The sequence below is a fragment of the Thermosynechococcus sp. Uc genome (genome assembly GCF_029335995.1).
Classification (GTDB): domain Bacteria; phylum Cyanobacteriota; class Cyanobacteriia; order Thermosynechococcales; family Thermosynechococcaceae; genus Thermosynechococcus.
In genome coordinates this window covers 18148-41217 of the sequence record NZ_JARJMS020000104.1, presented here as the reverse complement: position 1 = coordinate 41217, position 23070 = coordinate 18148, and the positions used below count along the sequence as shown (strand labels likewise).

Sequence of the window (23070 nt, the reverse complement as noted above, 5' to 3'; positions counted from 1 at the left end):
CATGGCGACTCTTTTAGAACTCAGGGAACTGCGGGTCGCCTACCCTACAACATCATCTGCTGCAACATTCGTGGTGGATGGTGTTTCTTTTTGCTTGGCCGCAGGGGAGCGCTTTGGCTTAGTGGGGGAGTCAGGTTGTGGCAAATCCACGATTGGTAAGGCTGTTTTGCAGTTGTTACCGCCGGGGTCACAGGTCACTGGGGAGATCACGATTCAGGGGCAATCCCTTTTGGGGCTGACCACTTCTCAATTGCAGCGGCTGCGGGGCGAGCAAATTGGCTTAGTCTTTCAGGATCCGATGACCCGCTTCAATCCCCTCATGAGTATCTATGACCACTGCGATGAACTATTGCGCAGTCATGGGTCTGCTTTGAGTCGCTGTCAACGGCGACAGCGCATTGTTGAGGTGCTGGATCGGGTGAAAATTCCTGCCAATCGCCTCCATCAGTACCCCCATGAGTTGAGTGGCGGTATGCGGCAACGGGTGGCGATCGCCCTAGCGTTGCTATTGAATCCTCCCCTGATCATTGCCGATGAACCGACCACAGCCCTGGATGTGACCGTCGCGGCAGAAATTCTTGATGAACTCACGCGCCTGTGTCAAGAGGAGCAACGGGGACTGTTACTCATTTCCCACGATCTGGCACTAATGGCCAAATATTGCGATCGCCTTGCAGTGATGCACCAAGGCAAAATTGTCGAAATGGGTGCGGCTCGCCAAGTACTGCAACAGCCCCAACACCCCTATACCCAATTCCTACTCGCGGCTAGCCAACTCACCTCTCGAGAGCCCCCACCCTTGGACACTGCCCCAGAACTGCTGCAAGTTCACAATTTACAGCGGCACTATCGCTTTGGAGCATGGCTACAACCGCAAATTACGATTCGAGCGGTAGATGGGGTTAATTTGACATTGCGCCGGGGAGAAACCCTTGGCCTTGTGGGTGAATCCGGCTGTGGCAAAAGTACTCTTTCCCGCTTGATTTTGCAACTTATTCCCGCCAGTGCCGGTGAAGTGGTCTTTTTAGGTCGCAATCTAGGCCAATTGCCAGCGGCACAATTGCGGACTGTCCGCCGTGACTTACAAATGATTTTCCAAGATCCCCATGCCTGCCTCAATCCTAAAATGACTGTGGGGCAAAATTTACTGGAGCCCCTGCTGATTCATCGCCTGCTGGAAAAAGAAGCTGCCCAAGAACGGGTACGCGAAATGCTAGCACAGGTGGAATTAACCCCCGTCGAAGCCTACGTTCATCGCTATCCCCATGCCCTCTCGGGGGGACAGCGCCAACGGGTGGCGATTGCCCGCGCCCTAATCACCCATCCTCAGGTGGTCATCTGTGACGAACCAGTGAGTATGCTCGATGCCCATATCCAACGGCAGATATTGGCACTGATGCAGCAGTTAAAAGAACAGTTGCAACTCACATATCTTTTTATTACCCATGATCTGGCGGTTGCCCGCAGTTTTTGCGATCGCATTGCCGTAATGTTTGCAGGCAAGATTGTGGAACTTGCTCCCACTGCTGAACTCTTTGCCCACCCCCGCCATCCCTACACCCAACGACTGTTGACTGCTGCTTTTGGTCTTCTTTAACTTAAGTTAACGTTGCTTGACTATCTTAATAACTGCAAAATTACGCACTCATGGTGGTAAGGTAGCAATGACAGAGTATTTTGGTGACATTTTACAGGCCACACTGCGGCGACGGGATTTTCTTAAAACTGCCCTTTGGGGAGCGGCGGGCTTGGCACTAAGCCAAGTGGAGGCCGGTGTTGCTGCTTCTTTTTCTTCCTCTAGCTTGAGTTTTGCCACAATCTATCCCAACAAAGATGACAAAGTCACTTTGCCCGCGGGATTTAACCAGGGAATAGTGATTCGCTGGGGCGATGCCCTAGACAATGGCCCCAACCTCGACTGGAACCGTCTGCACGAGAGTGTTACGGCAGTAGAAGTGGAGCGGCAAAAACGCTGCTTTGGTTACAATTGCGATTTTGTGGGTTATCTTGAGGCTCCCCAAGGCCGCCGGCTTTTGGTCGTCAACCATGAATACACCAATCCAGAAATCATGTTCCGTGGCTTTGAGAAACGCCCCAATCAGTGGCAAGCGGCTCTGCAGCGGGAAGCCCATGGTGTATCGGTGGTGGAAATTCAGCCCCAAGGTCGGGGAGGATGGCGCTATGTTAAGGGTTCTTCCTACAATCGCCGCATTACTGGCTCCACGCCCTGCGAAATCGGCGGCCCCCTTCAGGGACATCCCTTGATGTGCACCCAATACGATCCACGGGGAAGACTGGTTTACGGCACTCTCAACAACTGCGCTGCCGGTAAAACGCCTTGGGGAACAGTTCTCACCTGCGAGGAAAACTTTCACAGCTATTTTGGTGGCAGCGAGGCACAACTGAGTGGCCAAGTGCGCGAACTTCACAAGCGCTATGGCGTTCCTAGCGATCGCGCTGACCGCTATGGATTCTATCTCTACGAAAGTCGATTCAATATTGAAAAAGAACCCAATGAAGCCTTTCGCTTTGGTTGGGTCGTAGAGGTCGATCCCCTCAATCCCAATCGTCCAGCGGTGAAACGCACTGCCTTGGGTCGATTCCGCCATGAAGCGGCAACAACGGTGGTTGCTCCCGACGGCCGCGTTGTCGTCTACATGGGGGATGACGCCCGCTTTGAGTACATCTATAAATTCATCACCAAAGGCAAATACAACCCCCGTCAACGGGAAGCCAACTGGGGACTGCTAGATGAGGGCACTCTCTATGTTGCCCGCTTTAATGAGAACCTAGGCGGTGAGTGGCTGCAAATTGCCTCTATTAAAGGAACGCAAATCATCCCTAACCCGGCATTGCCCGATGTCTTCCAAGCCGATCCCGGTCTGTGCTTGATTAATAGCCGCGGTGCTGCCGATGCCCTAGGGGCAACCAAAATGGATCGCCCTGAAGATGTGGAGTGGAACCCAGTCACCAAAACTATCTGGGTAGCCCTAACCTATAATGAGCGCCGCACAACCAGCGATCGCGCCAACCCCCGCACCGAGAATGTCATGGGTCATGTGCTGGAGATGGCAGAAGCCGGTGGCAACCCCACCGCGCTGCGCTTCCAGTGGCAGATTCCGCTGCTTTGCGGCGAACCGGGAGCAACTGCTTCCAATCGGCAACTCCTACTCTACGGTCAAGCAGTGGATAAAACCGTGCCGGCCATCTCAGCGCCCGATAACTTTGCCTTTGATATGCGGGGCAATGTCTGGATTGCAACCGACGGCAACCCCGGCTCAAGTCGCCTCCAAAAGAACGACGGCGTCTATGTCCTCAATCCCTTCCGCCGTGAATTCAAGATGTTTCTTTCGGGGGTTCCTGGCTCTGAGATCTGCGGGCCAGAGTTTACCACCGACAACCGCACCTTCTTCTGTGCCATTCAGCACCCCGGCGAAGGAGCTAAATCCACAGCAGAACTCCCCACCCGCTGGCCCTATGGCGACAATGTGGTGATACCACGGCCTACGGTGATTGCGGTCTGGCGCCAAGACGGTCGTCAAGTGTATGTCTAGGGTTGACGTGAGGAAGAGCGCTTGAGGCGTTCAGTCCGCAAAGAAACCACAGAAGCACCGGGGAGACGCTTCCCCTGAAAGTGGGACAGTTGAGTTGTGCCCGTGACTGCCGCAAGGTAAATAATCTCTGCCTGCTGAGCTTCACGGGCACAGCGAATTAATAGGCCAGCGATCGCCATACTGGCCATCATTGAACTACCGCCATAGCTAAAGAGGGGAAAAGGCAATCCTGTGGTTGGTAGGATACCAATGGCGACGCCTATATTAATGAGGGCTTGCAGGAGCATCATCACCGTCGTTCCTAGGGCAATGAGTTGGATAAGGGGATGCCGCGCCTGATTCACCACCCGCATTCCCAGCCAACCGTAGGCCGCCAGCAATGCTAGGAGCAACAGACACCCCAACAGCCCCATTTCCTCGGCATAGACCGCAAAAATAAAATCGGTGTGCTGGATGGGCAAGTAGGAAAGCTTTTGCTGGGAAAAGCCGTAGCCAGTACCGAAAACGCCCCCCGAGGCAACAGCCAAGAGACTCTGCACTAGTTGGTAGCCATCCCCCATCGCATCGGCCCAGGGGTTGAGGAAGGACATGACCCGCCGTCGTTGATACTCGTTAAGGCTAATGCTGAGGACTGCCAAGCCCAAGCCACCCGTGGCGGTCAACAGCAGTGGCGCCAAGGGTAAGCCCGCCCCAAGAGCCATCAGCCATAACGTAATGCCGCAGAGAGCTGTGGTACTGAGGTTTGGTTGAATTAAAATCCCCAGCAGTGTCAAGGCAAAGGCAGTGAGCCAAAAACAGCGTGCCTTCAAATGGAGCCGCCGCCAAGAACTAAACACCCAAGCCGCTTGTAGGACTAAAAAAGGCTTCATCATCTCCGAGGGCTGGAGTTGAAAAGAGCCAATACTGATCCAGCGGGTAGCGCCCATCACAGTTGTCCCGACCCCCGGCAGTCGCGTTGCCCAGATCAGCAGCAGAAACAAAAAGAAACTTGGAATAGCCAACTGGAGCGATCGCCCCAGAGGTAGGTGCAGAAATAGTTGAAACCCCACCCAGCCCAGGGCGAGCCACAGCAATTGACGTGTAAAGTAGTAAAGTCCATCCCCTGTTTCGGCCAAACCCACGGGAAAACTGGCGGAAAAAAGCACCACTAACCCCAAGGCAATCCAGAGAAGGGTTAGCCAGTGGAGCAATCGCGCCTCCAGTGACCATTGCTGCAGCTCGCGATTGCCAAGGGGAAGAAAACGCCACCAACTCACGCTTAGATGACCCTCACTGGCACCTACCACTACAGGAAGAGTACAGCCCAGCAGGATGGCAAAAGCTCACAATTGCAACAGCCATCGCCCTGAGAGAGCGTGTCTCCCCGCTGTGTATCCCCTATTTTAGAAAAAGGCTGTATCTAATCTGGCACAATTATTATGCATCTTTTAGAGCGACTGCCTGTGACTGTGCCTGCCATTTCTGAACGCTTTGAGCAATGTCGTGCCCGCCAACGCTGCGCCTTGATTCCCTTTTTGACTGCTGGAGACCCTGATTTAGAGACCACAGTTGCTGCCCTCAAAGCCCTAGATGCCCATGGAGCAGATGTCATTGAACTAGGAATGCCCTATTCGGATCCTTTAGCCGATGGTCCGGTAATTCAGGCAGCTGCCACTCGTGCCCTGCAACGGGGAACTCGTCTCGAGTCGGTCTTAGAAATAACAACGGACTTACACCGGCAACTAAGGGCACCGCTAATCCTCTTTACCTATTACAATCCCATTTATCACCGAGGAGTCTCTGCCTTTCTCAAAGCAGCTGCCCAAGCAGGGATCAAGGGCTTAGTGATTCCCGATTTGCCCTTCGAGGAAGCCGAACCGGTTCTGGCAGAAACAGTAAACTTGGGCTTGGAACTGACACTGCTGATTGCTCCGACAACGTCACCGGAGCGAATGCGGGCGATCGCCACCGCTTCCCAAGGATTTATTTACCTTGTCAGCACCACCGGTGTCACGGGTATGCGCCAAGAAATGGCCAGTCGCGTTCAGGAACTGCTACACACCCTACGGCAGATCACCCCCAAGCCCATTGGTGTGGGCTTTGGCATTGCCAGTCCCGAGCATGCCCGCCAAGTGCGCGATTGGGGCGCCGATGCTGCCATTGTCGGCAGTGCCTTTGTCAAACGTCTAGCAGAACCAGATCAGGGGGTCACCGCCGTCGCCGAGTTTTGTCAGTCACTCCGCACAGCCTTAGATACCCCCTAGGGACGCACGGTCAACGTAAAGTAAATGCCATCGGACTGTAAACTACGGGTTTGACCAGGCAGATCAATCAACGGCACCGCGTACTGGAACTGAATGTCAAGGTTCGGGATGGGTTGCACTAACAATCCCATCCCTAGACCGGCAATCACATTATTGGGCACCGCACCTGCAGGATTACGGCTATTGTTCCAGACGACCCCCAGATCAAACAGCGGCTCTATGGAAATCAGGGGGCGACGATTAGCGGTGCGCAGCACGGGAAAACGGGCTTCTCCAGAGAACCGCAGGCCATTATCCCCAGAAAGGGCATTGGTCGAGTAACCCCGCACCGACAGAGGCCCCCCGATCACAAATTGGTGGAAAGGGAGCAGGCTATTGGGACTGAGTTGGACATCGGTGCGCAAAATCAAGAAGTTATCTGCCCAAAGGCGTTGCAACCGCTGCCCCTGTCCCAGCCAGCTAAAAAAAGTCCCATCGGGTATGGGACGAGGGTTCTCTGTGGCTCCAAAGATGGGCAGGCCAAAGTTAAACTGCGAACGAAAGACCCATGCCCCCTGGGGATCACGGCGGATATATTCTTGGCTCAGTTCAAGGACACGGGTGGCACTATAGCCCGATGGGTCAGAACCAATGGAAATGGGGGCTGGCACTCCCAAAACAAAGGTCTGCGCTGACTGCATCAGTAAGCCAATGCCAAAGGCCAGCTCCTCACGGAGATTGCGCATCACCGGTTGGCGAAAACTGCTTGATAAATAGAAGACTCACTGCGAGTATTGAAGGCGGCAAGGGCGGGTAATTTCGCTGTCTGCTTGCACAGTACGAATGGTGAGTGTGCCATTCATAGCATTGAGGGGCAGGCTGTAGCCAAACTCCACTGTGTTGGATGCTCCCCAATCAAACGTGCCTAGGTTATTACCGATGGCGTAGGAGCCATAGACACTATCGCCGCGACCACTAAGGTTGTTGTATCCCAAAAAGGCCGTAGCTCGATTCGGGGCGATCGCCGGTGGTGTAGTATTATCCAGACCAAAGGCAGCATTCAACCAGCGGGCAGGTACCACCCGTACCACCAAAATACTGTCTTGGGGTGTACTGCCGGGTCGCAGACTTGCAGAAAGATTGGCAAAGAGGGGATCTGTTCGCAACAGCCGCAGCTGTTCTTCTAAATGACTGGAGTTGAGGGGGACCCCCGCGCCGCGGGCAATACGACTGCGAATATAGCGCTGAATAATCCCTTTATTACCTTCAATACGAATGTCCTCTAGGCGGCCTTCAAGCACTTGAATCGTGATCACCCCATCCCGTACCACCTGCTCACCTAAAACGGCGCGAGAGGTTAAATAGCCTCTTTCTAAATAGAGTTTTGTAATCGCGTCGGCGGCTCCCTGTAGCTCCGCAAGTGTCACCTGCCGCTGAGAATAGAGAGAATAGCAACGGGTGTCAATAAATTTGCTTTCACGTCCTCAACCCTGATGTTTAATTATTTGGTTTTAGATAGAGCCGCAAAATAAATGTCAAAACCTCTATTTTCCTTCCTCAGGGCTAAGCCTAAGGGATCATTGGCGTGAGGAGCTAGTCATTCGTGTCCGTGTCTTCAAATTCTAGCGGATTATTTATGGTTGTTGGCAAGACGGGACGATGCCCCATCAATGCTAACTCTACACGTGCTTCAAGGGGGGGGTAGCGCCATCAGGGCTATCAACGAGGGCGGATTCATCAATCGCTAGATCAAACCAAAAGGTACTACCGACCCCCAATTCACTAATTAAATGAATTTGTGTGTTGTGCTTGTGGATAATATCTTGAACGATAGCTAGCCCTAGCCCTGTCCCCTCTAGGGTATGTACGCGATTCTCGACGCGGAAAAATCGCTCAAAAACGCGGGGTTGATCCTCTGGGGCAATGCCCATACCCGTGTCGGCCACTTCAATGCGCACCCGTTCCTGCTCTGGATCGCTGGGGGGATGCCAGACATAGGCACGAATCGTCACCCGCCCGTTTTCGGGTGTAAACTTCAAGGCATTGCCCACCAAGTTAGTGAGCGCACCAACTAGCAGATCGTAGTTACCCCAAACCGGTGGCAGTGGGTTTTCCACTTCAGCAGTTAGGGTAATGGACTTGTTGGCAGCATTGAGCTGGTAGGTGCGCATAATCTGATCAATCACCTGCGCCATCTGCACGGCGCCAAATTGATAGGGGCGACCCGATTCAAGGCGGGAAATATCGAGGAAATCATTGACAAGACGAGTTAGACGATCGGTTTCATGGTTCGCAGTTTCTAAAAATTCCTGTTGTTGTTTCTCACTCAAACTGCTGCCATACTCTTGAATGGTTTCAATGATGGACTTGATGTTGAATAGCGGCGTGCGCAACTCGTGGGAGACATTGCTAATCAGTTGCGCTTTGGCTTCGTTGAGTTCCACTTCACGGGTAATGTCCTGAATTGTAATCGCAATACCTTTGGGTTTTTCCCGCTGCGCATCCATAACAGTTGTCAGCAGAATCCGCACCGATCGCGAGCTGGGTTCTTGCAGCGTCACCCGAAATTCTCCCCCTTCTGACTCGCCACGAGAAGCCTTGTAAAGTGGGCAGGTGAGTTTTTCGCACACAGGTGCCGGAAAGCAGTTGAGGGCATTTTGACCAATGACATTCATCCCCTCCCAATTAAAGAGACGCTGAGCCGTGGGATTGACCAGAATAATCCGCATGTCGGTATCCAGCAAAATCGCCCCATCAGCAATCGTGGACACCAAAGTGTCCAGTTTAGCTTTCTCAGCTTGGAGTTCTTCAATGTTTTGCGCTTCGTAGGAGGCAAGACGTTCAGCCATGTCATTAAAGCTGGTGATCAACTCCCCCAGTTCACCGCCAAAGGGCAGGTTAATGCGTTGCTTGAAATTCCCTGCGGCAATGTTTTTTACCCCCTGCACCAATTCTTTAATCGGTTGGGTAATGGTGAGAGCATTGAAGACGCCCCCCAAAATCACCATGATCCAAAGGGAAACAAAAACGGCGATCGTTAAATCCCGAGTGAGATTGGCAGAGGCAATAAATGTTTGGTTCGGGTTAATCCCAAGGGCAACGACACCTAGGTTTTCGCCATTGAAAGTCAGAGGGACAAAGACATCGGCAACCAAGCCATTGGGGGTTCGGTGCTGTCGCACTAGGGGTTCTTGGCTGGCACGGTAGGTCTCTGGCAGTTGAATGCGGCGGCGCAATGTCAGAGCACTTTCCACTGGGGGCGCAGAGTAGGGCAGGCCATAGTAAATTTCCCCTTCGGGATCGGCGAAAAGGATGTAGCGAATACTGGCACTGCGTTCATAAAATTTACGGGAAAATTCAGCAACGGCAGCGATATCCCCTTTGGCCACAAGGGGCGCTACATCAGCGGCTAGGAGTAACCCTAAATCGCGGCCATAGCGGGTGTCATTGAGGTGGGCATTGGTTTGAATGGTGTTCACTGCCCAAAAGGTGAGGCCACTCATGATGATGGAGACCACCAAAGTTGCTGTGGCCATAAGACGGGTTTGAATCTTGAATTCTGACCACCAACGGGCGATTCCCCGCAATTTATCGCTTAAGTCCCTTTGGGTTTTCTCCGTTTTCAAAACCACCATCGTGCCTAATGTACGAAAAATTTTCTCTGATTCTACGGGATTTTGCTTACATCTTTCTTTATTGTGGCATCTGAGAGGGGTTCCAAACGGGCAAACTCTTCAATGCGACGACTGTAGTGCTGTAGCATCTGCTCAGCCCACATGGCATCAGGAGTGTTGACATATAGGTGTACCAACGGCTCACTGGCATCGGGCAGAATCAGTACCCAGTGATCCGTATTGGGTTCACCAATTTTGACGCCGTCAATGAGACTCAAATGGTTACGGGGGTGGGTTTCTACTAAGTGACGCATCAGTGACCCTTTGGCAATCCAAGGACAGCGAATCGACCGGTGATAGTAGTGGACATGGGGCAATTCTTGGCGCATTACGGTAAGGGGTTTGCCAATCAGTGCGAGCAGTTCGACTAGGGTGGCAATTGTAAACATGGCATCGAACCCCGGATGCAGTTGTGGAAAGATAAAACCGGTTTCTGCGGCACCCCCAAGAACAACGCCACTGTGGTGTTGACAGGCTTCCATTAGATCAGTGGGGTTAGTGCGACTGCGGATAATGTGTCCGCCTTGCTGGCGGGCGATCGCCTCCACGGCACTAGAGGCGGTGACGGGCACCACCACTGTCCCCCCTGGATGGGTCAAAAGTATCAAGTAGGTCATCAAAGCCGTGAGTTCCTGATCGCTAAACACTTGACCGGCATTGTCCACCAATGTCAAGCGTTCACCATTGGCTGAGACTTGGACACCTAAACTGGCGGAAAGGGCGGTCACTACCTGTCCCAGTTCCCGCAGCAGCCGCTGTCGTTCAAGAATATTTAAGGGAGTTGGATGCAGGGTTGCATTGAGTACAACAGGATCACAGCCGAATTTGCTGAGAATCTGGGGCAAGACCACACCAGAGACGGCATAGGCGTAGTCAATGACAATTTTGGTTGAATTTGCACAGAAAAGCTGGGTATTTAGCCACTTTTCAAAGCCTTGGGCATAGGCAGCTACACAGGTGTTGGGATGGGTCATGACACCAATATCTGCAAGCAGGGCACGGCGAATATCTTCACGGAAGAAGGCGGTCTCAATTTGCCGCTCTTTAGCTTTGCTCAAGTTGATGCCCTTGTGGTCAAAAAACTCAATCAAAAGTTGATCGGCGCGATCAGGATGGGCACGCACATGAATGCCCCCACTTGCCGAAAGGGTTTGCGCCGCAAAGCGGGCAATCGGTAGGGCGATCGCCTCCAAGTTGAGGACATGAATCCCTACCGACATCAGCCCCGACATCAGGGCATGGGCCACCATCCGCGATACATTGCGTTGATCCCGCGAGACAAGGACACTGGTTCCCGGTTCTAGGGTTGAGGCATAGGCTGCCGCCAGTCGCACGGCAAATTCCGGTGTGATCTCTACATTGGCCGCACCGGCCACTCCCCGCTGACCAAAGAGATAGCGCTGACCCGTTGTGCCCCAGATCAGGCTTTCATTCACAATGGCGCCTGCTTCAATGCGTTTTCCCGGCCAGAGTCGCACCCCCTGACTTAGAGTGGCTTCCTCACCTACCATACAGCGACTGCCAATAATGACCCCTTCATGCAGCCTTACACGGCGATCGACATGGACATGGCGCGCCAAAACACAATGCTCTAGTTCACTGTCATCTCCAATAAAACAGCCACTCCATGCCACCACTGAGCGCAAGCGACTGCCATTGCCAATAATCACGTTATCCCCCAAGACCGTCCCTGCCCCAAGGATGGCTCCCCTACCAAAGCGACAGTTATTTCCCAAAACCAGTGGTCCTTGTAGCTGCACCGTCTGGGGTAAGGTGGTGTTGTGCCCTACCCATATTTGCGGCTGAATTTCGTGTCCCTGAATCTCCAAGTGGACACGGCCATAGAGGGCGTCCTGTTGCACCTGTTGATAGGTTTGCAAACTGCCAACATCGCACCAGTAGGCATCCGTAATGTAGCCATACATCGGCACGTCCGCCTGCAACAGCAACGGAAACAAATCCCGGGAAAAATCTCGCTCTATGCCGCCACTCAAATAGTCCATGACCGTGGGGCTGAGGATGTAGATGCCCGTATTTACTGTATCTGTAAACACTTCCCCTGCTGAGGGCTTTTCCAGAAACCGCCGTACTCGGCCATCACTATCGGTAAAGACAATGCCAAATTCCTTAGGCTGAGGCACACGGGCAAGAATGAGGGTCACTGGAGCACCGTGCTGCTGATGAAAACGCAGGGCATCAGTTAAATCCACATCGGTAATGCTATCGCCACTGATGACTAAAAAGGGATCTGTTAACAGCGTGGCAATGTTTTTCACCGAACCTGCTGTGCCAAGGGGCTGTTCTTCCTCAACGACATAGCTCAAGTGCACGCCAAACTCATTCCCATCGCCAAAATAGTCCCGCACCACATCGGGGAGATAGTGTAATGTCATTACCACATCATCGAGGCTATGGCGGCGCAGGAGATTGAGAATATGCTCGGCAATGGGACGATTGACCACCGGCACCATTGGTTTAGGTAGATCGCAGGTGAGGGGACGCAACCGAGTACCACTTCCCCCTGCCATGAGGACAACACGCACTGTTTTCTCCTTTGTCAAACCCCGCCCTAGGATTCCAGTGTAGGAGAAGACGGAAGGCGCAGGGTAATGGCTGAGGAAACTGCAATGATTTTTGACATTCCAGACCCTACTGCCTATAAAAAAACCTACCCTTGGTGAAGGGCAGGTTTAGATTGACGCTATGCGGCGATCGCGCCTAGGCAGTAAAGCTGGCTTTGTACTCGGCGATCGCTTCTTTCAAGAGCGCTTCTGCTTTTTCATCTAGTTTTTGGGTAGTGCGGATAATTTCGCCGTATTCTGGCTTGTTCGTGTGCAGGTAGTCCCGCAAACCGGCAACAAACTTGGCCACTGCCTCCACGGGAATGTCGTCAAGGTAGCCATTAGTACCCGCGTAAATGGTGGCCACTTGGTATTCCACGGGAATTGGCGAGTACTGGGGCTGTTTGAGAATCTCCCGCAGCCGCTGACCCCGCGCCAGTTGATTCTGGGTAGCTTTATCCAAGTCGGAGGCAAACTGGGCAAAGGCTTGCAGTTCATCAAATTGGGCCAATTCCAGCTTTAGTTTCCCCGCCACTTGCTTCATGGCTTTGATTTGAGCAGCAGACCCCACCCGTGACACAGAAATTCCCGCGTTAATGGCAGGACGCAAGCCAGCGTTGAAGAGGTCAGAGGAGAGAAAGATTTGGCCGTCGGTAATGGAAATTACGTTGGTGGGAATATAGGCAGACACGTCGCCAGCTTGGGTTTCAACCACAGGAAGAGCCGTCATGCTGCCACCGCCAAGGGCGTCGTTGAGTTTAGCGGCACGCTCCAGTAGGCGGGAGTGGAGATAAAACACATCCCCTGGGTAGGCTTCACGGCCGGGGGGACGACGCAGGAGTAGCGACATTTGTCGATAGGCTTGAGCCTGTTTGGAGAGGTCGTCATAGATAACAAGGGTGTGCTTGCCTTGGTACATGAAGTACTCGGCAATGGTGGCACCGGTGTAGGGGGCAAGATACTGCAAGGCGGCTGGATCACTGGCGTTGGCGGCAATCACAATTGTGTAGTCTAGTGCACCCCGCTCCCGCAGTACGTTCACCACTTGAGCCACACTGGAAGCTTTTTGACCAATGGCCACATAGACGCAAATCACATCTTGACCTTTTTGGTTCAGAATTGTGTCAATGGCAACAGCCGTTTTCCCCGTCTGGCGATCGCCAATGATCAGTTCCCGCTGACCGCGACCAATGGGAATCATGGCATCAATAGCCGTAATCCCCGTTTGCAATGGCTCACACACTGATTTGCGCTGAACAATGCCGGGGGCAGGGGATTCAATTAGGCGAGTCGCCGTCGTGTGGATCTCCCCTTTGCCATCAATGGGGCGCATCAGCGCATCCACTACCCGACCAATGGCCGCTTCACCCACGGGAATTGAAGCAATTTTCCCAGTGGCGCGCACCGTACTGCCTTCTTCAATCCCTAGGCCATCGCCCATCAGCACCACACCTACGTTATCTTCTTCGAGGTTGAGGGCAATCCCCACGGTGCCGTCTTCAAATTCCACCAATTCTGAGGCCATCACTTTGTCGAGGCCATAGACACGGGCAATACCATCGCCCACCTGCAAGACAGTACCGACATTATCGACTTTGATCGACTGTTCGTACTGCTCGATTTGTTGGCGAATAATGCTACTGATTTCGTCGGGTCGGATACTTACCATAGAAGTCGCTCTCAAGGGTTGAACAGTTTACAAAGGAGATGTTAGGCGGATTGCGCCAAGGTGAAACTGAGGCGGCGGAGTTGACCCCGCAGGCTGGCATCAAAGATTTGAGAACCCACTTTAATCACCACGCCACCAATCAGTTCGGGATCGCAGCCAGTAACAAGCTCCACATCGGCAGCACCGGTCATAGTTTTGACCTTTTCCACCACTGCACGGCGTTGGTCATCGTTGAGTTCGACGGCACTGGTAACTTCCGCCAAGACCACATTGCGAAGCTTGCGTACAAGGGCACGATACTGCTCACAAATAGGGCCAAGAAAGTTAATTCGCCGCCGATCTACAAGCAACATCAAAAAGTTGAGGAAGTAACCGTGTACCTTATCCACGGTTAACTGCCGCAGCACATTCTTTTTAGCCTCGGCCTTAATCAGTGGACTTGCCAGAAACTGTTGCAGTTCACTGGAGTTAGCCAAAAGTTCCAGAATTAACTGCGTATCCTGCTGAAACTGGTCAATAAGGTTGTGGGCTTGCGCCAACGACAGCAACGCCTCGGCATAGGGTTCAACAAGTTCACCACGGAAAGTGGTCTGCATCATTTGCCTCCTAGTAGGGCAATACTGCGATCAACAAGGGTGCGCTGAAGGTCTGGATTTTGGCTCAAACGTGTTTTGAGCTGGTTTTCGGCCTCTGCAAGTGCCATAGCAGCAATCCGCTCGCGAATTTCAGCGATCGCCCGCTCAGTGGCAGCACTGGTATCTTGGGAAGCAGTTTCCTTCAAGCGCTCAATTTCCCGCTTGGCTTGAGCAATGAGTTCTTCCTTTACCGCCTTGGCACGGGCAAGGGCATCTTCGCGAATGCGTTGTGCTTCCTGTTTGGCCTGAGCCAGTTTTTGCTGCTCTTCAGCAAGGCGGGCAGCCGCCACTTTCTGGCGTTCTTCTGCCTCTGCAAGGGCAGCGGCAATCTGTTGCTGGCGATCGCCCAAGGTTTTACCGAGGACACCTCGGCCAAAGTACACCAATACCCCAATCATGATGGCAAGGTTGATCACATTGGTTTCAAGCAAGTTGGTGTTAAGACCAAAGTGCCCCGTCTCTTCCATTGCCAATAGAAATACTGCGTCCATGACCCACACTCCTAGGCCAGTAATTTTGCTAATAACTGTTCACTCAAGCTGGCAACTTGACCCTCAAGCGCTTGCAGTGTCGCCTGTTTTTGCTGATCAATCTCTGCTTGAATCTTGAGTAATTCTGCCTGCACGGCCTGCTGTGCTTCGGCAATTTCGGCGGTGGCAATTTTTTGTGCCTCGGCTCTGGCCTCTTCAATCAGAGCTTGGGCTTGGCGACGGGTACTGGCCAATTCCTGCTCATACTGCTGAGCCAGTTCAGTGGCCTGTTGCAACCGCTCCTTAGCTTGCTGCAAATTGGTTCGGATATACTCATCCCGATTGTCCAATGCCTGACCCAAGGGCTTGTACAGCAGCGCATTGAGAATGACAGTCAAGATTAGGAATTGCACAGCCATCAGGGGTAGGGTGGCATCAAAATCAAACATCAGCCTCTCCAGAATGGGGAATCGGGGGAAAGCTCATCCAAGCCTCCCCCACTGGGGTTAATTAGGATGCAAAGGGGTTGGCAAACAGGAGCACTAGCGCAATCACCAGACCATAGATGGTCAAGGACTCCATGAACGCAAGGGTCAGCAGCAAAGTACCGCGAATTTTACCTTCTGCTTCCGGTTGCCGCGCAATCCCTTCTAGAGCTTGACCAGAAGCATTCCCTTGGGCTAGGCCGGGTCCTAGAGAAGCCAAGCCAACAGCTAGAGCAGCAGCCAAAACAGAAGCAGAAGCGACTAACGGATCCATAGTTGATTTCCTCAAGACGTAGTAGGACGAAACAAAATTTCAAAAGATAACAATAGCAGGGTATGTACCCCTTTTAGGAGTGAGCCCCTTCGTGCTCGCCGCCATGCCCCTCCATGGCCTCCCCAATATAGGTGGCTGCGAGGGTGGCAAACACAAGAGCCTGAATGGCGCTGGTAAAGAGTCCCAAGGCCATCACGGGCAAGGGCACAAACAAGGGCACCAGCAACACCAAGACCCCCACCACCAATTCATCCGCCAAGATGTTGCCAAAAAGACGGAAGCTCAGGGAAAGAGGTTTTGTAAAATCTTCCAAGATGGCAATGGGAAGCAATACAGGCGTTGGCTCAATGTACTTGGTGAAATACTTCAGCCCCCGCTTGCGTAACCCGGCATAAAAATAGGCCAAAGAGACCAGCAAAGCCAAGGCTACAGTGGTATTGATGTCATTGGTGGGTGCTGCCAGCTCCCCTTCTGGCAGTTCAATGAGTTTCCACGGTACCAGTGCCCCTGACCAGTTACAAACAAAAATGAACAGGAACAGTGTTCCCACAAAGGGAACCCAAGCTCGGTATTCGTGCTCACCCATTTGGCTTTTGGTCAAGTCGCGGATGAATTCCAGCGCGTATTCCATTAGGTTCTGAATACCACTGGGCACCTGCTGAATCTTCCGCGAGGCGACAAAGGCCGCCGCAATTAAAATGGCCATGACGAACCAAGTGGTGATGAACACTTGACCGTGAACTCTCAAGTTGCCAATGTGCCAGTAAAAATGGTGCCCTACCTCTAACTTGGCAAAGGGAAGAGCTGTCCAAAGGTGTATCAAAGGCATCATGCCTCCGCGCTCGGTTGTCTAAGCACTACAGTGAGCCAGTGTTAAGGGGACGGCAAAACCGTACGAAACATATAGACCAGAATGGCCGCTTTGTAGGTTAAGAATCCCAAGAACACTGGAATAACATGCAGCTCTTGCCAACGGGCTGCCAAAATAATCACAACCACAACGACAAGGAGCTGCGTTTTTACCAGCTTCTTCTGGTCATTTCCTAGGCGCTCCACACTCCGGGCTAGGAGCTGCAGATAAATTAGGCTTGCACCCGCCCCCAAAAGGTAATTCAATGCTGTGTTAAGGCCGTAAATGAGCCAAACCGCTCCAAAGGCGATCGCCATCAGCACTAAGCTTGTCGTGAATAATTCGCGACAGAGCTGATAAAACTCCGCCATCGAGCCGCCCTTGTGGGGGGAGTTGGCAACGGTTGATGGAGCAGAGGGTGCTGAAGAAGCAGAATCGGGAACGGTCACAGCAGAATAGGGAGCATCCAAGGATGCCTTGAACTGGCCACTAAGCATCCTATCACGCAGTGGTTACGAAAAATAGCGTAAAGCCCCTGGTTTAAGCGCAGGCTGAATTTATTCAGCCGTGATGGGGGTCATGACGGATTTTCACGTCCCTTGAGTCTAAAAGAAGCCCTGCCCATAATAGGCAAGGTCGGCTCTGGGGAGGGGATATTTGGCAATCCTTGTAACTTCGAAGGGAAAATTCTCCCTTTTGTAAAACGAGGGAGTATCAAGTGATGCTCCTAATCATCTAGGCTACTGCTGTTGATTTCGCTACGAATGTAGCCCTCAAGGAGTTGAAAAATCTCCTGTAAACGCCGAGGATTGGTGAGGTAAAGATATCCCAGTAGGGCTTCAAAGCCAGTGGCTTGGCGGTAAATTTTTGCGGCAACTCGCTTCGGGCCATCGGCAGCCGCATTGCGACCCTGACGAAAAATCGAGCGTTCCGTTTCGGTGCAATGCTCCCAAAGGAAGTCCATATAGCGGGCTTGACTTTCGGCGCGCACATGCGCCACCACTTGGCGGTGGTAGGTATTGATGCGTTGGGGCGGGGTTAAAAAAAGCCAACGAATAAAGAGTTCATAAACGGCGTCACCAAAGTAGGCCAAGGCTGCCGGCGGCAGTTGATGGGCGGGAATTTTGGGGGGTACAAGGGGCAATAGTTCCGTAGAGTCAAACATGACGTTTTTTTAACAAAAGCACCCCCCTTGGTTGTACCATCTGCAGAACTGAAGTGCTTAAGAATGGGCTTCCCCTGTAATTTGGGCGATCGCCGTTGCCAGATCCGGCTGAAGGGACAAAAAGTTTTCTAAACGAACCAGTTTGACAGTTTGAGTAACACGGGGGTTGGTGACAATTTGCAGTTGACCCTGATGCTCTTGGGCTTTTTTGGCTAGTTGTACCAAAATGCCGAGGCCAGAGCTGTCAATAAATTCAATTTTTGAAAGATCCAAGATGACATTGGCAGGCCCATCGTCAAAACACTTACTAATGACTTTGCGAAACGCCGACTCAGAAAACGCATCAATGAGACCCGTCAGGCGAAACACTTGATAGTTATCGCGAATCTCACGGGTACCTCTTAGGCTTTGGGTTAGGGCAAGTGGTTCAGAAATGAGTACCTCCTTTGCCGATAACTGGACACACAAAACGATAGAAGATAAGTATAAATAAACGTGGCATGCTTGTCTATGACCTCATGAGAGTTTGGCAGCGCAGCAAGCAGTTTGCCAGAATCAGATCAGGTACCGCCCCAATGAAACAAGTTATCCAAACTGTTGATGAGTCTGATTAACAGTAGCAGTCTGGGAGGGCTGAGCTTGCCCATTTGGCTCCAAGAAACGCCAGCGGCGATTGCGGTCTTTATGCAGCAGTGTCAAACTAAGTTTGCCGCCCAAGCTCCTTCTGGCTTTGGCGATGCCGCGATCGCTATTGCACTTGCCTGATTGACTGCCTCCAAGAAAAAATGAGCTATGAGGAATCTTAGAAAACTAGTCCCGACAATGAACCGCCGCCAGTCAAGACTGCAACTAACGAATGTATTGGTGTCATTTTTTAGTGTGCCTAGGATGGAAGGGCAATGAGCCTCCGCCTCTTTTGGCATCGTCGCGATCTGCGCCTGAGTGACAGTGTGGGATTGGCCGCTGCCTACGCCCAAACCTCAAAAGTGGTTGGTGTTTTCTGTTTTGACCCAGCGATTCTCAGTGCTGGGGATATTGCGGCGGTGCGAGTTACCTACCTTGTAGGGTGCCTACAGGCCTTGCAGGAGGCCTATCAGCAAGCAGGGGGGAGCTTTTTGATTTTCCATGGCGACCCACGTCAAATCTTGCCCCAAGTGGCCAGTGGCCTAGGGGCAGTGGCGGTGCATTGGCATGAGGATGTAGAACCCTATGGTCGCAATCGCGATCGCGCGGTGGCTGCCGCCCTCAAAGAAAAGGGAATCGCAGTGGAAACTGCTTGGGATCAGCTCCTGCATCCCCCAGAGGCCGTACAAACGAAACAGGGACAGCCCTACACCGTCTATTCCCCCTTTTGGCGCAACTGGTCAAGCCTAACTAAACCAGCGCCTGTCTCCCCCCTCGGCCATCTCGAACCCCTCACCGAAACAGAGCAAGCAACGGCAACCGCCTTGGGGGCTATTCCCCTGCCCACAGCCAAGGACCTGGGATTTCATTGGTCAGGAGAACTCATCCTTGCTCCCGGTGAAGCCGCTGCCCAAGCGCAACTGGAGACATTTATTAACCAGCACATTCAAGACTATAGCGAGCAGCGCAACTATCCCGCCCAGCCAGGAACTTCTCTGCTGAGCCCTGCCCTCAAGTTTGGTGTCATTGGTATTCGCCAAGTCTGGGCAGCCAGCCAAGCCGCCATGGCCGCAGCCCGCACTGAAGAGGCACAGATCAGTATCCGCACCTGGCAACAGGAATTGGCTTGGCGAGAGTTTTATCAACATGCTCTTTACTGGTTTCCCCACTTAGCGGAGCGTCCCCATCGCCAAGGATTTGCCACTTTCCCTTGGGTGAATAACACAGAACACTTTGCAGCTTGGTCTGAAGGTCGCACCGGTTACCCGATTGTGGATGCTGCCATGCGTCAACTCAATGAAACGGGTTGGATGCACAATCGCTGCCGTATGATTGTAGCCAGTTTCCTCACCAAGGACTTGATGATTAATCCCCAGTGGGGTGAGCAGTACTTTATGCAAAACCTGATTGATGGTGACTTGGCAGCCAACAATGGGGGGTGGCAATGGAGTGCCTCCAGTGGTATGGATCCAAAGCCGCTGCGGATTTTTAACCCAGCCAGTCAAGCGCAAAAGTTTGATCCTGAAGCGGAGTACATTCGCCGTTGGCTGCCGGAACTGAAATCCCTAGACACCGCAGCTCTAGTCACAGGCAACATTTCTCCCCTAGAGCGGCAGCGCTGCGGCTATCCCTTGCCAATTGTGGATCATGCCCAGCAGCAGCGGCGATTTAAGCAACTCTATCAAGAGCATTTTCGTTCACCCCTTGTTTAAGGATGAAATTGATGTTCCCTTGATCAGCGCAACAGCGTTATCCTGAAAAAGAACAATTTTTGCGGTTGCATCGCGCCCATGAATATCCTTGGTAGTCTGCTCACTCCCCCCGCTCCCCCCGTTCAAACCCGTCCCCGCCGTGGTATTGAGATTAAGTCCAAGCGCGAAATTGAGATCATGCGCCAAGCCTCGCGCATTGTGGCGACGGTGCTCAAGGAAATTTCCCAGATGATTGAACCGGGAATGACAACAGCAGATCTCGATGCCTATGCCGAAAAGCGGATTCGGGAAATGGGAGCCACGCCAAGCTTCAAAGGTTACCACGGTTTTCCCGCTTCAATTTGTGCTTGTATCAATAACGAGGTGGTGCACGGCATCCCCAGTCCCCGCAAAGTGATTCGCAATGGCGACATTGTTAAGATTGACACCGGTGCCTACTACAACGGCTTCCATGGTGACTCCTGCATTACAATTCCGGTGGGGGAAATCTCCGAGGAGGCTGCCAAGCTGGTGAAAGTGGCCGAAGAAGCGCTCTACCGAGGTATTGAGCAAGTCAAGGAAGGCAACTATCTCATGGATTTAGCCGGTGCCATTCAAGATTATGTGGAAGCCAATGGCTTTGTTGTGGTGGAAGACTTTACTGGCCATGGGGTAGGGCGCAATCTCCACGAGGAACCCTCGGTGTTTAACTTCCGCACCCATGAACTTAAAAACGTGCGGCTGCGGGCAGGCATGACCTTGGCCATTGAACCCATTATCAACGCAGGGTCAAAACAGGTGCGCATTTTGCGCGATCGCTGGACCGCCGTCACAGTGGACAATTCTCTCTCTGCCCAATTTGAGCACACGGTCTTGGTGACGAAAACGGGCTATGAAATCCTCACGGATCGCACCCTTGTCTAAAGCCCTATGACTAAAATTCCCTGCGAAGTCCTTGAGCGCCACTGCTTTTGCCGCAGTCGTAAATTTACCTTTGAGGTCAATCAATATCGCCTGCCCCATGGCTCTATCTCCATTTTGGGAACGGTGCGGCATCCAGGGGGTGCGTTGGCTGTGCCTGTCACCCCAGAGGGAAATCTCATTCTGGTCAAACAATACCGCTTTGCCACGCAGGAGTATCTGCTGGAGTTTCCAGCGGGCACCGTTGAGGATCATGAAAAGCCCCTTGTTACGATTGAGCGGGAAATTAAGGAAGAGACGGGCTACCGTGCTCACCACTGGCAAAAACTAGGGGAATTTTACATTGCCCCCGGCTATTCCGATGAAGTAATCTATGCCTATTTGGCTACCCAACTGGAGAAACTAGAGGCACCCCCACCTCAGGATGCCGATGAGCACATTGAAATTGTGGAATTTTCTCTACCTGAGCTGACCGCAGCAATCCACAGTGGTCAAGTGAAAGATGCCAAAACGGTTACCAGCTTTTATTTGGCGTTGCCCTATCTTCAATCCGCTTAAGCAATCAAATTGTTCGTAAATCTTTGTAAGTCCCCTGCCCCTGCCGCGGTCTTGCCCCCTGAAGATGAGATAATTCTGAAGTAATCCAAGGGTTGGACATGCTGATTGGCAGCTGTCTCAATTAGAACATGGAATGAGTGTTTGATCGTTGAATTATGGAGCTAACTCACCGGCCTCGCCGTTTACGCCGCACGGCTCAAATTCGTCGCTTGGTGCGCGAGCATACCCTAACCACGGGGGACTTGATCTATCCGGTCTTTGTCATGGAGGGGGAAGATCAGGTGCAGGAAGTGCCCTCGATGCCCGACTGCTATCGCTACACGCTGGATCGCCTGATTTTAGAACTGAAGGAGGTCTATGCCTTAGGCATTGGGGCGATCGCCCTTTTTCCTCTCATTCCTGAGCACCTCAAAGACAACGCCGGTAGCGAAAGCTACAATCCCGATGGCCTTGTCCAGAGATCAGTACGAGCCATTAAGGCTGTCTTACCTGATCTGCTGATCTTTACCGATGTGGCTCTGGATCCCTACAGCAGTGAAGGCCACGATGGCATTGTCAAAGATGGCGAAATTCTCAATGACGAAACAGTGGAGGTCTTGGTCAAACAGGCCGTAAGTCAAGCTGCTGCTGGTGCTGATTTTGTTGCCCCGTCGGATATGATGGATGGCCGTGTTGGTGCCATTCGGGCGGGTTTGGATGCCGCGGGCTATACCCATGTGGGCATTCTTGCCTACTCAGCTAAATACGCCTCCGCCTACTACGGCCCTTTTCGAGATGCCTTGGACTCAGCACCCAAGTTTGGTGATAAAAAAACCTACCAAATGGATCCTGCCAATGTCCGCGAAGCAGTGCGGGAAGTCAGCCTCGATATTGAGGAGGGGGCAGATTTGGTAATGGTGAAACCTGCCCTTGCCTACATGGATGTGATTGCCCATCTGAAGCAGGTGAGCGATGTTCCCGTTGCCGCCTACAACGTTTCTGGGGAGTACGCAATGGTGAAAGCCGCCGCCCGCAATGGTTGGATTGATGAGAAAAAAGTTGTGCTGGAAACCCTGCTTGGCTTCAAGCGGGCGGGTGCCGATGTGATTCTTACCTACCATGCCAAGCAAGTGGCGCAGTGGCTGCAAGCAGGGGTGGATTAGCTATTTGCTTCTCGCAGCTTGCGAGTGGTTTGAATCCAACTGGCAATCATTTTGTCTAGTCGCTCATCGAGCTTGACATCCCTCAATTGCCCCTCTGCTGTAAAGGCTTGCCATGCTTGACCAATGGCCACTTGTTCGGGAATTACCCAAGCATGCACCCAGCGCAGAATTACCCGCAGATCGTTGAGGGCATTGCTATTGGTTTGGCCGCCGAGGACACTGATCATTGCGACCACTTTGCCGCTGAGATGTTCAAAACTGAGGAGATCTAGGGAGTTTTTCAGGACACCGCTGACACTGCCGTGGTACTCCGGTGTTACTAACAAAATCCCATCTGCTTCCTTGACCTTGGCGCGAAAGGTGTCCACATCTGGGTAATCAGGATAGCTCTCGGCACCGCTGCAAAACGGGAGACTCATTTGGCGTAAATCCAAGCGCTCCACGGTGACTCCTTGGACGGCTGCTTTGGCAATGGCAGCATCTAGAGCGCTTTGGGAGTAGGAGCCATCCCGCAGACTTCCTGCCCAACCAATGAATTTAAGCATAAACAAACTCGTAATGACTATGGATTATTA

General features: G+C 52.5%; 23 protein-coding genes. 8 read left to right on the top strand and 15 right to left on the bottom strand.

The genetic code is table 11. From position 1 onward, the window contains the following. The first annotated feature begins 1 nt into the window (after window position 1). Window positions 2-1597 (top strand): ABC transporter ATP-binding protein, encoded by a 1596-nt coding sequence (locus P3X23_RS11710; RefSeq protein ID WP_300876988.1) that lies wholly within the window; start codon window positions 2-4, stop codon window positions 1595-1597. A 67-nt stretch (window positions 1598-1664) separates the two neighbouring features. After that, window positions 1665-3554, top strand: a complete 1890-nt coding sequence (locus tag P3X23_RS11705) for a PhoX family phosphatase (RefSeq protein ID WP_300876985.1) — start codon at window positions 1665-1667, stop codon at window positions 3552-3554. On the opposite strand, the gene P3X23_RS11700 is transcribed toward P3X23_RS11705, so the two are convergent. Further along, a complete protein-coding gene (locus tag P3X23_RS11700) occupies window positions 3551-4810 on the bottom strand; it encodes an FtsW/RodA/SpoVE family cell cycle protein (RefSeq protein ID WP_300876982.1) in 1260 nt (419 codons plus the stop codon). The two genes, P3X23_RS11705 and P3X23_RS11700, sit on opposite strands and share 4 nt — an antisense overlap. Window positions 4811-5002: 192 nt before the next feature. Here P3X23_RS11700 and trpA point away from each other — a divergent pair, with 192 nt between their 5' ends. Further along, a complete protein-coding gene (gene trpA, locus P3X23_RS11695; RefSeq protein WP_367186632.1) occupies window positions 5003-5797 on the top strand; it encodes a tryptophan synthase subunit alpha in 795 nt (264 codons plus the stop codon). On the opposite strand, the gene P3X23_RS11690 is transcribed toward trpA, so the two are convergent. The 13 genes from P3X23_RS11690 to P3X23_RS11630 form a co-directional block, all read right to left on the bottom strand. Further along, entirely contained in the window at window positions 5794-6522 is a 729-nt protein-coding gene (locus P3X23_RS11690; RefSeq protein ID WP_300877061.1) for a ShlB/FhaC/HecB family hemolysin secretion/activation protein, read from the bottom strand. The genes trpA and P3X23_RS11690 overlap by 4 nt on opposite strands. A 36-nt stretch (window positions 6523-6558) precedes the next feature. After that, window positions 6559-7242 carry a POTRA domain-containing protein gene (locus P3X23_RS11685; RefSeq protein ID WP_300877058.1) on the bottom strand — a complete coding sequence of 228 codons (684 nt, stop codon included), beginning with the start codon at window positions 7240-7242 and terminating at the stop codon, window positions 6559-6561. A gap of 213 nt (window positions 7243-7455) precedes the next feature. Further along, window positions 7456-9411 carry a two-component system sensor histidine kinase NblS gene (gene nblS / locus P3X23_RS11680; RefSeq protein WP_300876976.1) on the bottom strand — a complete coding sequence of 652 codons (1956 nt, stop codon included), beginning with the start codon at window positions 9409-9411 and terminating at the stop codon, window positions 7456-7458. 32 nt (window positions 9412-9443) lie between these two features. Further along, window positions 9444-11993, bottom strand: coding sequence for a mannose-1-phosphate guanyltransferase (locus P3X23_RS11675; protein WP_300876973.1), 2550 nt, complete (start codon window positions 11991-11993; stop codon window positions 9444-9446). A gap of 175 nt (window positions 11994-12168) precedes the next feature. Continuing rightward, complete coding sequence (atpA, locus tag P3X23_RS11670) at window positions 12169-13680, bottom strand: F0F1 ATP synthase subunit alpha (protein WP_300876971.1); 1512 nt, start codon at window positions 13678-13680, stop codon at window positions 12169-12171. 41 nt (window positions 13681-13721) lie between these two features. After that, window positions 13722-14279 (bottom strand): ATP synthase F1 subunit delta, encoded by a 558-nt coding sequence (gene atpH / locus P3X23_RS11665; RefSeq protein WP_300876968.1) that lies wholly within the window; start codon window positions 14277-14279, stop codon window positions 13722-13724. Continuing rightward, window positions 14276-14806: a F0F1 ATP synthase subunit B gene (locus tag P3X23_RS11660; protein ID WP_300876965.1), complete on the bottom strand. Its 531-nt coding sequence runs from the start codon at window positions 14804-14806 to the stop codon at window positions 14276-14278. Before P3X23_RS11660 ends, atpH begins: the two co-directional genes overlap by 4 nt. Before the next feature lie 11 nt (window positions 14807-14817). Next, window positions 14818-15234 (bottom strand): F0F1 ATP synthase subunit B', encoded by a 417-nt coding sequence (locus P3X23_RS11655; RefSeq protein ID WP_206199672.1) that lies wholly within the window; start codon window positions 15232-15234, stop codon window positions 14818-14820. A gap of 61 nt (window positions 15235-15295) precedes the next feature. Beyond that, entirely contained in the window at window positions 15296-15544 is a 249-nt protein-coding gene (atpE, locus tag P3X23_RS11650; protein ID WP_297050668.1) for an ATP synthase F0 subunit C, read from the bottom strand. A gap of 73 nt (window positions 15545-15617) precedes the next feature. After that, window positions 15618-16376 (bottom strand): F0F1 ATP synthase subunit A, encoded by a 759-nt coding sequence (gene atpB, locus P3X23_RS11645; protein ID WP_300876958.1) that lies wholly within the window; start codon window positions 16374-16376, stop codon window positions 15618-15620. A gap of 41 nt (window positions 16377-16417) precedes the next feature. After that, window positions 16418-16891 (bottom strand): ATP synthase subunit I, encoded by a 474-nt coding sequence (locus tag P3X23_RS11640; RefSeq protein ID WP_300876955.1) that lies wholly within the window; start codon window positions 16889-16891, stop codon window positions 16418-16420. A 230-nt stretch (window positions 16892-17121) separates the two neighbouring features. Further along, window positions 17122-17559 (bottom strand): ribonuclease III domain-containing protein, encoded by a 438-nt coding sequence (locus tag P3X23_RS11635; protein ID WP_300876952.1) that lies wholly within the window; start codon window positions 17557-17559, stop codon window positions 17122-17124. Window positions 17560-17616: 57 nt separating this feature from the next. Next, window positions 17617-18027 carry an STAS domain-containing protein gene (locus P3X23_RS11630; RefSeq protein ID WP_300876950.1) on the bottom strand — a complete coding sequence of 137 codons (411 nt, stop codon included), beginning with the start codon at window positions 18025-18027 and terminating at the stop codon, window positions 17617-17619. Between the two features lie 171 nt (window positions 18028-18198). On the opposite strand from P3X23_RS11630, the gene P3X23_RS11625 reads away from it, so the two are divergent. The 5 genes from P3X23_RS11625 to hemB all read left to right on the top strand — a co-directional run bounded on the left by P3X23_RS11625 (window position 18199) and on the right by hemB (window position 22495). Then, complete coding sequence (locus P3X23_RS11625; protein ID WP_300876947.1) at window positions 18199-18324, top strand: hypothetical protein; 126 nt, start codon at window positions 18199-18201, stop codon at window positions 18322-18324. Window positions 18325-18458: 134 nt separating this feature from the next. Continuing rightward, the gene (locus tag P3X23_RS11620; RefSeq protein ID WP_300876945.1) at window positions 18459-19895 is read left to right on the top strand and encodes an FAD-binding domain-containing protein; all 1437 of its coding nucleotides are present in this window, start codon (window positions 18459-18461) and stop codon (window positions 19893-19895) included. A gap of 78 nt (window positions 19896-19973) precedes the next feature. Then, on the top strand, window positions 19974-20798 hold the full coding sequence (gene map / locus P3X23_RS11615) for a type I methionyl aminopeptidase (protein ID WP_300876943.1): 825 nt from the start codon (window positions 19974-19976) through the stop codon (window positions 20796-20798). A gap of 6 nt (window positions 20799-20804) precedes the next feature. Beyond that, window positions 20805-21353 (top strand): NUDIX hydrolase, encoded by a 549-nt coding sequence (locus tag P3X23_RS11610; RefSeq protein ID WP_300876941.1) that lies wholly within the window; start codon window positions 20805-20807, stop codon window positions 21351-21353. Window positions 21354-21508: 155 nt separating this feature from the next. Then, window positions 21509-22495 carry a porphobilinogen synthase gene (gene hemB / locus P3X23_RS11605; RefSeq protein WP_300876938.1) on the top strand — a complete coding sequence of 329 codons (987 nt, stop codon included), beginning with the start codon at window positions 21509-21511 and terminating at the stop codon, window positions 22493-22495. Here the strand turns inward: hemB and P3X23_RS11600 are convergent. After that, window positions 22492-23040 carry an NADPH-dependent FMN reductase gene (locus P3X23_RS11600; RefSeq protein ID WP_300876935.1) on the bottom strand — a complete coding sequence of 183 codons (549 nt, stop codon included), beginning with the start codon at window positions 23038-23040 and terminating at the stop codon, window positions 22492-22494. The two genes, hemB and P3X23_RS11600, sit on opposite strands and share 4 nt — an antisense overlap. Window positions 23041-23070: the final 30 nt, after the last annotated feature.